Source organism: Pseudomonas sp. SD17-1, assembly GCF_029201585.1.
Classification (GTDB): domain Bacteria; phylum Pseudomonadota; class Gammaproteobacteria; order Pseudomonadales; family Pseudomonadaceae; genus Aquipseudomonas; species Aquipseudomonas palmensis.
Window position 1 is genome coordinate 4095269 of sequence record NZ_CP104044.1, and the last position, 12278, is coordinate 4107546.

The window sequence follows — 12278 nt, forward strand, 5'->3', positions numbered from 1 at the left end:
AGCGCGGTACCACCCTGCCCCAGCTTCATCGTCAACCTGTAAAGGCGACGCCGGTGGCGCCACCCGGTAATTTCGATCGGCCCGTGGGCGCGATCCGGCAGCAACGGGCTGCGAAAGCTATGGACGATGGCGCACCGCCAGCCGTCACATCGAGCATTCGCCCGCCCCTCACGCCTGGCGCACCGCGCGCATGAACGCCTCGATGCGGGCCGGGTCCTTGATGCCCTTGGCCTGCTCCACCCCACCACTGACGTCCACTGCATAAGGACGCACCTGGGCGATGGCCGCCCCGACATTGTCGGCCGAGAGGCCGCCAGCCAGGATGATCGGCTTGCTCAGGTGCTCGGGTATCAGGGACCAGTCGAACGCCTCGCCGGTTCCGCCCGGAACGCCGGCCACGAAAGTGTCGAGGAGGATGCCGCTGGCCTTGGCGTACTGCTGGCAGCCGGCCTCCAGGTCATCCCCGGGGCGAACCCGCAGGGCCTTGATCCAGGGACGGTGGTAGCCGTCGCAGTCGGCCGGGGTTTCGTCGCCATGAAACTGCAGCAGGTCCAGCGGCACGGCGTCGAGGATCTCGTTGAGCTCACAGCGGCTGGCGTTGACGAACAGGCCCACGGTGGTGACGAAGGGCGGCAGTGCAGCGATGATCGCCCGCGCCTGCTGCACGTTCACCGCCCGCGGACTTCTCGCGTAGAACACCAGCCCGATGGCGTCGGCGCCCGCCTCGGCCGCGGCCAGCGCATCCTCGATGCGGGTAATCCCGCAGATCTTGCTGCGAACGGCGGACATGGCCTGTGAACCTCAGCTGAACCGGAAAGCTCCGGATGTTAGCAAATGCCTTGCGGGCCGTCAGCCGTCAACGACTCGTAACCCGTAAGGAAATGTGGCCCGATGAAACGCTCGGGCAGTTCGAACTCGTCATGGTATTCCACCTGCACCAGGTACAGCCCGAACGGGTGCGCGGTCACCCCGCCGGTACGACGCACGCGGCTTTCGAGCACTTCCCTGGCCCACTCGGGCGGACGCTCGCCGGCGCCGATGGTCATCAGCACGCCGGCAATGTTGCGCACCATGTGATGCAGGAAGGCGCTGGCACGGATATCCAGCACGATCATGCGCCCATGCCGGCTCACCCGCAGGTGATGGATCTGCTTGATCGGCGACTTGGCCTGGCACTGGCCGGCGCGGTAGGCGCTGAAGTCATGGGTGCCCACCAGGTAGGCTGCGGCTTCGGCCATGCGCCCGGCATCGAGTGGGCGGTGATTCCAGGTGACCTGGTCGCCCAGGTGCGCCGGGCGGATCTGGTCGTTGTAGATCACGTAGCGGTAGCGCCGGGCAATGGCCTTGAAGCGCGCGTGAAAGTGCGCCGGCATCTGCCTGGCCCACGACACGCTGACGTCATGCGGCAGGTTGATGTTGGCGCCCATGGTCCAGGCCTTCATGCTGCGCACCGCCCGCGTGTCGAAATGCACCACCTGGCCGCTGGCATGCACGCCGGCATCGGTACGCCCGGCGCACTGCAGCGACACTGGCGAGTCGGCGACCTTCGACAGTGCCTCCTCGAGGGTCTGCTGCACGCTCGGCACGCCACTGGCCTGGCGTTGCCAGCCACGGTAGCGGGTGCCTTTGTATTCCACGCCCAGCGCGATTCTGAAAAAGCCTTCGGCGGCCATTTCGGCTGCGGCGTTATCGATGATTTCCAAGGGGATACAGCCTGTCGGTTTACGCAATGGCGCGGATTATAACGACAACGGCAGCCACGAGGGCTGCCGTTGGCCTTTCAGGTGGGCGTTCAGCTCATCTGCGAACGCAGTTCGATGGCTTCCTTGCGCTGGGTCTCGGTACCTTCCTTCATCACTTCGTCGAGTATCTCGCGGGCGCCGTCGTTGTCGCCCATGTCGATGTAGGCACGTGCCAGATCAAGCTTGGTGGCGGCTTCGTCGGTACCGGAGAGGTAGTCGAACTCCGGCTCGTCGAGCATCAGGTCGGAGGCGTCCTCGGCGGTGAAGTGCGGCGCGATGGAAGGCTGCTCGAGGTTCTGCGAGAGCTTGTCGAGCTCGGCGTTGACGTCGTCCAGCTCGGCGGCAAAGCTGGCGTCCAGCGGGTCCGGCTCGTCGGCCAGGGACAGGTCGAAATCATCGGCCAGGTCCGGGAAGCTGTCGTCCAGCCCCAGTGAGTCATCGAACGCGGCCAACTGGGCCTCGATATCCAGTGGCGCTTCAGGCGTAGCGGCGGGTGCAGCTTCAGGCGCCGGTGGCGCAAGGTCGGCGCCCATGTCGAGGTCGAAGTCGGACAGGTCATCCAGGATTGGCTCGGGCTCGACCGGTGCAGGTTCGGGCATCGGCTCGGCAGGCACCTCGGCGGGCGTCTCGGCCGGCACTTCAGTCACTGCCTGCTCCTGCACGTCGGGCACTTGCGGCGCTGGCGTCTCGGCCTGGGCCTGGGCCTGGGTCTGCTCTTGCAGCAGGGTATCGAAATCGAGGTCGTCGAGCGCCGCGATATCGGCAGGCGGCGTGGCCTGCGGCGCCTGCGGATCATCGATCTGCAGGTCTGCCAGGCCCTCGAGACCTTCGAGGTCTTCAAGGCCTTCCAACCCCTCCAGGTCATCCAGGCTCAGGTCGAAGGCGCTGTCCAGGTCGTCTTCGCCCGGCAACTCGATTTCCGGCGCGGGCTGCGGGTCGTCCTGCAGCAGGTCCTGCACATACTGGGCATCCAGCTCGGCGGCCAGGGCCGCAGCGCTGACGCCCGCTGCGGCCACGCCGAGCATGGCCGGGTAACGCTGCTTGAGCGACTCGACATCGGCGTGGTTCTGACCATTGGCAACCAGTTGGCGCTCGTGGCCGACAAAGGCGTCACGGTCGCCCTGGCGGGCATAGACTTCCATCAGCTTCAGGCGCAGGTCGGCGCGCTCGGGGGCCTGCTCCACCGCAGGCTCCAGCAGCTCGGCGGCATGGTTCAGACGACCACGGGCAATGCTCAGGTCGACTTCCGCCAGCAGGGCATCATCATTTGGCGCGGGGGCGTCCTCGGCCGGTGCCTGCACGGCAGCCGCGATGACGGCCGGTGCCACCACCGCAGCCGGGGCCGGAGACGGAACCTCTACCGGCTCGGGCGCGGGCTCGACCACGGGGGCCGGCTTGGGCTCGAATTCCGGCTCCAGCTCCAGCTCGGACTCCGGGTCCAGCCTGTCATAGGCGGGTGCTACCTCGGCAGCCGCAGCCGCTGCAGCGGAGGCCGCCACCACACCCGGCGCCAGGGTCACGCTCGGCGCGGAGACCTCCAGGCCCTCGAAACTGCTTTGCGGCAGGTCCATGTCCGGCCCCAGGCCCAGGTCGCTTTCCTCGGCCAGGGCTCGCGCCATGCGCATGTGCTTTTCAGCCTCCTGCTGGGCACGACGCTTGCGCGCCAACAGCAGCAGAAGCAACAACAGCACCAGCAAGGCTGAACCTGCGATCAGCGCCAGTAGCCAGCTGTTGCCCAGCAGGTCGTCGAGCATCTTGTCCGAATCGCTCGGGGTAACGGCAGCCGGCGGCGTTTCGGCCAACGGCGCGGTATCCACGGCAGCCGGCGCCGGGGACACCACCGCTTCGCTCGGTACCGCCTGCTGCAACTGGGCATCGATCGCCGGCTGCTCGGGCGCAGGCACGCTCGCCGGCGCTGCGCTCTGGGCTTCCAGGCGCGCCAGCTGGTCGTTCTTCAGTTCGATCAGGCGCTGCAGCTTGTCCAGCTGGCTCTGCAGATCCGCCACACGGCTTTTCAGCTCGGCGTTGTCACGCCGGGTGGTGTCGAGGCTCTCTTCGGCCATCGCCAGCTTGTCGGCCAGGGCCTTGCTGTCGCCAGCCGCACCTTTGCCGCCGGGTGCCACCAGCTTGAGGTTGTCCTGCTGGGCGATACGCGCCGGGGCGGCGCCGGCCGCGTCACGCCGGGTGGCGTCGAGCTGGCGCGCACGCGGGCCCAGACGGCGCCCCTCACGCCAGGCCGCATACTGCTCGGCCACTTCCTTGACGGCCTGGCCCTGGGGGATGGCGGCGACCTGCTGCTGGTCGGGCAGGCGCAGTACCTGGCCAACCTTGAGCTGGTTGATGTTGCCGTTGTAGAAGGCATCGGGGTTGAGCGCCTGGATCGCCAGCATGGTCTGCTGCACCGATCCACCCTGGCGCGCCTTGGCGGCAATCTGCCACAAGGTGTCGCGACGCACGGTGGTGTGGCGGGCGGGCGCGGTCACCGCAGGGGTGACGCCCGAAGCCGCCTGGGCCGCTTCGGGAGAGAATTTGGAGGCGTCGATCAGTACGCTGTAGTCGCGCAGCAGGCGGCCCTGGGGCCACATCACCTGCACCAGGAACTTGACCATAGGGGCCGGCAGCGGCTGGCTGGAGGTCACCCGCAGCACGCTCTTGCCACTGGGGTTGATCACCGGGGTGAAGGTCAGGTCGTTGAGGTACGCCTGGCGTTCGACCCCGGCCTTGCTGAACTCTTCGGCCGGCGCCAGGCTGGGCACCACTTCGGCGGGAGTGAGGTCACGCACATCGAGCAATTCGATCTCGGCATCCAGCGGCTGGTTCTGCCCCGACTTGAGGGTCAGCTCGCCCAGCCCCAGCGCATGCGCCATACCCGAGGACAGCGCCGATGCCGCGGCTATTGCTAACACCAGTTTGCGAATTCGAAGCATGACCTCATCCTTTGTATGAACCTTCCCCGGCTACCGAGAAGAAAGTGAAAAACCGCCGTGAGGCATTTGACTGGCATGACCACCGGATCATGTTGGCAAGGTGCCCCGCAAGCGCGTGACGGCCGCTCACTTCCAGTATTTCAGAAACAATGTGCAAATCGTCGCCAAGTATCTTTTACGCAAGGTGTTTTATCAACAACTCCGCCAGCTGTACGGCGTTCAACGCCGCGCCTTTGCGCACGTTGTCGGTGGTCAGCCAGAGATTGAGCTGTTCGGCCTCGTCGACACCGCCACGCACCCGCCCGACATACACCACATCCTGGGCCACCGCATCGCCGACCGGGGTCGGGTAGTCACCCGCCTCCACCAGCTCGACACTGTCGGCGTGCTCCAGCACGGCGTTCACCGCCGCCAGATCGACCGCCTTGCGACTGTGCACGGCCACAGTGTAGCTATCGCCGAAAAACACCGGGACTTGAACACAGGTTACGGAAATCTTCAGCGAAGGCAGGCCAAGCAACTCGCGCAGCTCACTCACCAGGCGACGCTCAAGGGCGCCATGGCCCTCGCTGTCGCTGGTGCCCACCTGGGCCAGGAGGTTGAACGCCACCTGGCGATCGAAGAAGCGCGGCTCCAGCGGACGCGCATTGAGCAACTCCGCAGTTTGCCGGGCCAGTTCGCCCACCGCCTCGCGGCCCTGGGCCGACACCGCCATGCACGCCGTCACGTTGACCCGTTCCAGTTCCAGCAGGTGCTTGAGCGGGGCCAGCACCACCGCCAGGGCAACCGCGGCAGCGCTCGGGCTGACCAGTTGCACGGGCAGGCTCTGACTGTCGATGGCCTGTGGATTGGCCTCGGGCACCACTGCTGCCACCTGTTCGGCCGACAGCGCGCCGGACAGATCGATCACCGCACACCCGGCGGCACGCGCCTTGGCGGCGAAACTGCGGGTAACCGCAGGGCCTGCGGCGAAGAACGCCAGCTTGACCTGGCTGAAGTCGAAGGCATCGACTTCGCGCACGCGCAGGTTCTTGCCACGGTAGTTCACCGAGCTGCCCGCCGACTCGTTGCTGGCCAGCAGGTGCAGGGTGCCCAGGGGAAAATCGCGCTCCTCGAGGATTTGCACCAGGGTCTCGCCGACGGTGCCGGTGGCGCCGATCACGGCGATATCGTAGGTCTGAGTCATGGACAGTGCCTCTGGCAGAACGGGGGGAGCGGCACTTTACTCGGATTGCCGCAGCGAGACCACCCGGTGCCGGCAAAGGCATCAGGCCACCACAAAAAAGCCCCCTGCGTCGCAAGACGAGGGGGCCTGTTCTACCGCGCAGCAGCGATCAACGCTCCAGCAGGATCCGCAGCATGCGACGCAGCGGCTCGGCCGCGCCCCACAGCAGCTGGTCGCCCACGGTGAAGGCGCCCAGGTACTGCGACCCCATGTTCAGCTTGCGCAGACGCCCTACCGGGATGTTCAGCGTGCCGGTGACGTTGGTCGGGCTCAGCTCCTGCATGCTGATCTCGCGCTGGTTCGGCACCAGCTTCACCCAGGGGTTGTGCTGGCTGATCATGCCTTCGATGTCGGCGATCGGCACGTCCTTGTTCAGCTTGATGGTCAGCGCCTGGCTGTGGCAACGCATGGCGCCGATGCGCACGCAGATGCCGTCGACCGGGATCGGGTTCTTGAAACGACCCAGGATCTTGTTGGTCTCGGCCTGGGCCTTCCACTCTTCACGGCTCTGTCCGTTGGGCAGTTCCTTGTCGATCCACGGGATCAGGCTGCCGGCCAGCGGCACGCCGAAGTTCTCGGTCGGGTAGGCGTCGCTGCGCATGGCCTCGGCAACCTTGCGGTCGATGTCGAGGATGGCCGCCGCCGGGTTGGCCAGGTCATCGGCAACCGCCGCATGGGTAGCGCCCATCTGCTTGATCAGCTCGCGCATGTTCTGCGCGCCAGCGCCGGAGGCCGCCTGGTAGGTCATGGCGCTCATCCATTCGACCAGGCCGGCTTCGAACAGGCCGCCCAGGCCCATCAGCATCAGGCTGACGGTGCAGTTGCCACCGATGTAGTTCTTGGTGCCGGCGTCCAGCTGCTGGTCGATGACCTTGCGGTTGACCGGGTCCAGCACGATGACCGCGTCATCCTGCATGCGCAGGCTGGAAGCGGCATCGATCCAGTAACCCTGCCAGCCGGCTTCGCGCAGCTTGGGGAACACCTCGTTGGTGTAGTCGCCACCCTGGCAGGTCAGGATCACATCGAGGGTCTTGAGCTCTTCAATGCTGTACGCATCCTTGAGCGGAGCGATGTCCTTGCCCACGGATGGCCCCTGGCCCCCGACATTGGAGGTAGTGAAGAACACCGGCTCGATCAGATCGAAATCCTGCTCTTCGAGCATCCGCTGCATGAGCACGGAACCGACCATACCGCGCCAACCGATCAGACCTACACGTTTCATCGCAACTACACCTTCGCTAAAAGTGGGCCGCCGCCTGGAAGAAACCAGCGGCGGGCCCGAGAGATTACAGATTCCGCAGCGCTGCGACTACTGCGTCGCCCATTTCCTGCGTACCTACCTTGCTGCAGCCCGCCGACCAGATGTCGCCGGTGCGCAGGCCCTGATCCAGCACCAGGCTCACGGCCTGTTCGATGGCCTCGGCCGCCGCCTGCTGGTTGAAGCTGTAACGCAGCATCATCGATACCGACAGGATGGTCGCCAGCGGGTTGGCGATGCCTTGCCCGGCGATGTCCGGGGCCGAACCGTGGCACGGCTCGTACATGCCCTTGTTGTTGGCATCCAGTGACGCCGACGGCAGCATGCCGATGGAACCGGTGAGCATGGAAGCCTCATCCGACAGGATGTCGCCGAACATGTTGTCGGTGACCATCACGTCGAACTGCTTGGGCGCGCGCACCAGTTGCATGGCGGCGTTGTCGACGTACATGTGGCTGAGCTCGACATCCGCGTAGTCCTTGGCCACGTCCTCGACGATTTCACGCCACAGCTGGCTGGAGGCGAGCACGTTGGCCTTGTCCACCGAGCACAGTTTCTTGCCGCGCACGCGGGCCATGTCGAAACCGACACGGGCGATGCGGCGGATTTCGCTCTCGCTGTACGGCAGGGTGTCGTAGGCCTGGCGCTCGCCGCCTTCCAGTTCGCGGGTGCCGCGCGGCGCACCGAAGTAGATGCCGCCGGTCAGCTCGCGCACGATCAGGATATCCAGGCCGGCGACGATTTCTGGCTTGAGCGAGGACGCATCGGCCAGCTGCGGGTAGAGAATGGCCGGACGCAGGTTGGCGAACAGGCCCAGTTGCGAACGGATTTTCAGCAGGCCGCGCTCAGGGCGGATATCACGCTCGATCTTGTCCCACTTCGGCCCGCCCACCGCGCCCAGCAGCACGGCGTCGGCCTGGCGCGCACGTTCCAGGGTCTCGTCGGCCAGCGGCACGCCGTGCTTGTCGATGGCCGCGCCACCGATCACATCGTGCGCCAGGCTGAAGCCGAGCTGGAACTTGTCGTTGGCCAGTTCCAGCACCTTGACCGCCTCGGCCATGATTTCCGGGCCAATGCCATCACCTGGGAGAATCAGAATCTGCTTGCTCATGGGTTCCTCGTCATTCAATTCAAGCGGTGCGCCGCACTGGCGTACCGGGGGAAACTCAGCGTTGGGCCCAGAGCACGATCACGTCGGTGCTGAAGGAGCCATCGGCTTCTATCTGGTAATGCTGGCGAACTTCGGCGCCCATTGCCTGCTGCAACTGGCGAATCGCCGCGCGCATCGGCTCGGGGGTGCGCATGCGCTCCACCCACGAGGTGTATTCCAGACGCAGGCGCTGGCGCGTGTGGCTGCGGGTGCACAGGCCGGCTTCGCTGACCTGTTGCAGCCACTCGCCGGCAGAATAATCGCGCACGTGGCTGGTGTCGCGCAGTACTTCGACGCTTTGCAGGTAGGTGTCGAGCAGCGGGCTGCCCGGCGACATGACGTCGACGAACGCGGCCACGCCGCCGGGCTTGAGCACCCGGCGCACCTCGCGCAGGGCCAGGCCCAGGTCGCTCCAGTGGTGCGCCGAGTAGCGGCTGAAGACGAAATCGAACGAGGCGTCGGCGAACGGCAGGCGCTCGGCGGCGCCACGCTCGGTGACGATGTTGTTCAAGCCGCGCTCGATGGCGGCGGCGCCGACCACGTCGAGCATCTGCTGCGACAGGTCATAGGCGACCACTTCGGCCACCAGCGGGGCGACATGGAAGCTCACGTGACCGGCACCGCAGCCCAGGTCCAGCAGGCGGGCGTCGGCGTGCCCGGCAAGCTCGGCCTGCAGCAGGGCGAATTCGCTACCCTGGGCATGCACGGCGCTGCTCAGGTAGGCAGAGGCTTGTTCGCCGAACTGGCGCTGGACGACTTCGGTGTGGGCGGTGCTGCGGGTCATCATGGATCTCCTGGGGCGGCTTGGCCGGCACATCACTGCATCATTCAGGCGTCGCGAAACAACCAGGGCTGGCTAGCACGGTGCCTGGCTTCAAACGCTGCAATCGCATCGCCATCCTGCAAGGTCAGGCCGATGTCATCCAGGCCGTTGAGCAGGCAATGCTTGCGGAACGCGTCGATCTCGAAGTGGAGCACCTTGCCGTCCGGCCGCGTCACGGTCTGCGCCTGCAGGTCGATGGTCAGCTGGTAGCCCGGGTCCGCCTCAACCTGCTTGAACAGCTCGTCGACTTCCTCGTCGCCGAGGATGATCGGCAGCAAGCCGTTCTTGAAGCTGTTGTTGAAGAAGATGTCGGCGTAGCTGGGCGCAATGATGCTGCGAAAGCCGTACTCTTCCAGCGCCCAAGGCGCATGCTCGCGGCTCGAACCGCAACCGAAGTTCTCCCGCGCCAGCAACACGCTGGCCCCCTGGTAACGCGCATGGTTGAGCACGAAATCCTGGTTCAGCGGGCGCTTGCTGTTGTCCTGGTAGGGCTGACCCACGTCCAGGTAACGCCATTCGTCGAACAGGTTCGGGCCGAACCCGGTGCGCTTGATCGACTTCAAGAACTGCTTGGGGATGATCTGGTCGGTGTCGACGTTGGCACGGTCCAACGGGGCGACCAGGCCGGTGTGCTGGGTAAAGGCTTTCATGCTGCGCTCCCTTGGATCAACTCGCGTACATCGACAAAACGACCGGTTACTGCGGCAGCCGCCGCCATTGCCGGGCTCACCAGGTGGGTACGCCCACCGGCGCCCTGGCGCCCCTCGAAGTTGCGGTTGGAGGTGGAGGCGCAATGCTCGCCACTTTCGAGGCGGTCCGGGTTCATCGCCAGGCACATCGAGCAGCCCGGCTCACGCCATTCGAAACCGGCCTCGAGGAAGATCTTGTCCAGGCCTTCCTGCTCGGCCTGCGCCTTGACCAGGCCCGAGCCCGGCACCACGATGGCCTGCTTGATGGTCGAGGCCACCTTGCGACCCTTGGCGATCACGGCCGCGGCGCGCAGGTCTTCGATGCGCGAGTTGGTGCACGAACCGATGAACACGCGGTCGAGCTGAATGTCGGTGATCGCCTGGTTGGCGTTCAGGCCCATGTACTTGAGCGCGCGTTCGATGGAACCGCGCTTGACCAGGTCGGCCTCGGCCGCCGGGTCCGGCACGCGCTGGTCGACCGCCAGCACCATCTCGGGCGAGGTGCCCCAGCTGACCTGCGGCTTGATCTGCGCCGCGTCCAGCTCGACCACGGTGTCGAACACCGCGTCGCTGTCGGACACCAGGTCTTTCCAGGCTTCGACGGCCAGGTCCCACTGCTCGCCCTTGGGCGCATACGGACGACCCTTGACGTAGGCAACGGTCTTCTCGTCGGTGGCCACCAGGCCCACCCGCGCACCGGCCTCGATGGACATGTTGCAGATGGTCATGCGGCCTTCGACCGACAACTCGCGAATGGCGCTGCCGGCAAACTCGATGGCATGCCCGTTGCCGCCGGCGGTCCCGATCTTGCCGATCACGGCCAGCACGATGTCCTTGGCAGTGACGCCGAACGGCAGTTGCCCTTCGACGCGCACCAGCATGTTCTTCATCTTCTTGGCCACCAGGCACTGGGTAGCGAGCACGTGCTCGACCTCGGAGGTGCCGATGCCGTGGGCCAGGGCGCCGAACGCGCCGTGGGTGGAGGTATGCGAGTCGCCGCAGACCACGGTCATGCCGGGCAAGGTGGCACCCTGCTCCGGGCCGATGACGTGGACGATGCCCTGGCGCACATCGTTCATCTTGAATTCGGTGATGCCGTATTCGTCACAGTTTTCGTCGAGGGTCTGCACCTGCAGGCGCGACACCTGGTCGGCGATGGCCTCGATGCCGCCCTTGCGCTCTGGCGTGGTGGGCACGTTGTGGTCGGGGGTGGCGATGTTGGCATCGATGCGCCAGGGTTTGCGGTTGGCCAGGCGCAGCCCCTCGAAGGCCTGCGGCGACGTCACTTCATGAATGATGTGACGGTCGATATAGATCAGCGCCGAACCGTCGTCGCGCTGCTTGACCAAGTGCGAATCCCAGAGCTTGTCGTAGAGCGTTTTGCCAGCCATCAGACTTTCCTCATCAGTCTTTCTATGCCAATAACCCCTTGGCTTGTACGGACGATGCTATGGGGTTAGATTGAATAACTCAAATTCATATTTTTTATGCTTTGGATAACTTTCAGGAATCCAAACCCGAGGAACTCATTCCGTGGACCTGGCCAACCTTAGTGCCTTCATCGCCATCGCTGAAACCGGGAGCTTTTCCGGTGCCGGCGAGCGCCTGCACCTGACCCAGCCGGCCATCAGCAAGCGCATTGCCGGGCTGGAGCAGCAGCTGGATGTGCGCCTGTTCGACCGCCTTGGCCGCGAGGTGAGCCTGACCGAAGCCGGCCGTGCCCTGCTGCCGCGCGCCTACCAGATCCTCAACGTGCTGGACGACACCCGGCGGGCCCTGACCAACCTCACCGGCGAGGTCAGCGGTCGACTGACCCTGGCCACCAGCCATCACATCGGCCTGCACCGCCTGCCGCCGCTGTTGCGGGCGTTTACCCGTCAGTACCCGGCTGTGGCTCTGGACATCCAGTTTCTGGACTCGGAAGTGGCCTACGAGGAAATTCTGCACGGGCGCGCCGAAATCGCCGTGATCACCCTCGCCCCCGAGCCCCACAGCCTGGTGCGCGCGGTGCCGGTATGGGACGACCCGCTGGATTTCGTGGTCGCCCCCGAGCACCCGCTGGCCTGCAAGGGCGCGGTGGGCCTGGCGGACATTGCCCACCACCCGGCCGTGTTCCCCGGCGGCAACACTTTCACACACCATATTGTGCAGCGTCTGTTCGAGGCCCAGGGCCTGGTCCCCAACATCGCCATGAGCACCAACTACCTGGAAACCATCAAGATGATGGTGTCGATCGGGCTGGCCTGGAGTGTGCTGCCGCGCACAATGCTCGATGAGCAGGTTGCATCCATCGACTTGCCGGGCATACAGCTGTCGCGCCAGCTAGGCTACATTCTGCACACGGAACGAACGTTATCGAATGCGGCCAGAGCCTTCATGGCCCTGCTCGACAGTCACGCAAGCCCGGCGTAGCCCGCCCCTGCCCCGGGCGGCCCGCCACCAAGGACGTATCACCCGCCAAAGG

General features: G+C 65.6%; 10 protein-coding genes. 1 reads left to right on the plus strand and 9 read right to left on the minus strand.

Annotated elements, in window-relative coordinates; genetic code table 11:
• Positions 1–168: 168 nt before the first annotated feature.
• The 9 genes from N0B28_RS18510 to leuC form a co-directional block, all read right to left on the minus strand.
• A complete protein-coding gene (locus N0B28_RS18510; RefSeq protein ID WP_054916652.1) occupies positions 169–789 on the minus strand; it encodes a phosphoribosylanthranilate isomerase in 621 nt (206 codons plus the stop codon).
• A gap of 38 nt (positions 790–827) precedes the next feature.
• Positions 828–1673 (minus strand): tRNA pseudouridine(38-40) synthase TruA, encoded by an 846-nt coding sequence (gene truA, locus N0B28_RS18515; protein ID WP_054916657.1) that lies wholly within the window; start codon positions 1671–1673, stop codon positions 828–830.
• Positions 1674–1792: 119 nt separating this feature from the next.
• Positions 1793–4669, minus strand: a complete 2877-nt coding sequence (locus N0B28_RS18520) for a FimV/HubP family polar landmark protein (protein ID WP_275728002.1) — start codon at positions 4667–4669, stop codon at positions 1793–1795.
• A 175-nt stretch (positions 4670–4844) separates the two neighbouring features.
• Complete coding sequence (locus tag N0B28_RS18525) at positions 4845–5855, minus strand: aspartate-semialdehyde dehydrogenase (protein ID WP_043862849.1); 1011 nt, start codon at positions 5853–5855, stop codon at positions 4845–4847.
• Positions 5856–6003: 148 nt separating this feature from the next.
• Positions 6004–7116, minus strand: a complete 1113-nt coding sequence (gene asd / locus N0B28_RS18530) for an aspartate-semialdehyde dehydrogenase (protein ID WP_043862850.1) — start codon at positions 7114–7116, stop codon at positions 6004–6006.
• Positions 7117–7180: 64 nt separating this feature from the next.
• Positions 7181–8263, minus strand: a complete 1083-nt coding sequence (leuB, locus tag N0B28_RS18535; RefSeq protein ID WP_043862851.1) for a 3-isopropylmalate dehydrogenase — start codon at positions 8261–8263, stop codon at positions 7181–7183.
• Positions 8264–8318: 55 nt separating this feature from the next.
• Positions 8319–9086 (minus strand): methyltransferase domain-containing protein, encoded by a 768-nt coding sequence (locus N0B28_RS18540; RefSeq protein ID WP_123752728.1) that lies wholly within the window; start codon positions 9084–9086, stop codon positions 8319–8321.
• Positions 9087–9130: 44 nt separating this feature from the next.
• Positions 9131–9775 (minus strand): 3-isopropylmalate dehydratase small subunit, encoded by a 645-nt coding sequence (gene leuD, locus N0B28_RS18545; protein ID WP_043862853.1) that lies wholly within the window; start codon positions 9773–9775, stop codon positions 9131–9133.
• Positions 9772–11205 carry a 3-isopropylmalate dehydratase large subunit gene (gene leuC / locus N0B28_RS18550; RefSeq protein WP_043862854.1) on the minus strand — a complete coding sequence of 478 codons (1434 nt, stop codon included), beginning with the start codon at positions 11203–11205 and terminating at the stop codon, positions 9772–9774. The genes leuD and leuC overlap by 4 nt, the downstream gene beginning before the upstream one ends.
• A 142-nt stretch (positions 11206–11347) precedes the next feature.
• On the opposite strand from leuC, the gene N0B28_RS18555 reads away from it, so the two are divergent.
• The gene (locus N0B28_RS18555) at positions 11348–12226 is read left to right on the plus strand and encodes a LysR family transcriptional regulator (RefSeq protein WP_043862855.1); all 879 of its coding nucleotides are present in this window, start codon (positions 11348–11350) and stop codon (positions 12224–12226) included.
• The last annotated feature ends 52 nt before the right edge of the window (positions 12227–12278 follow it).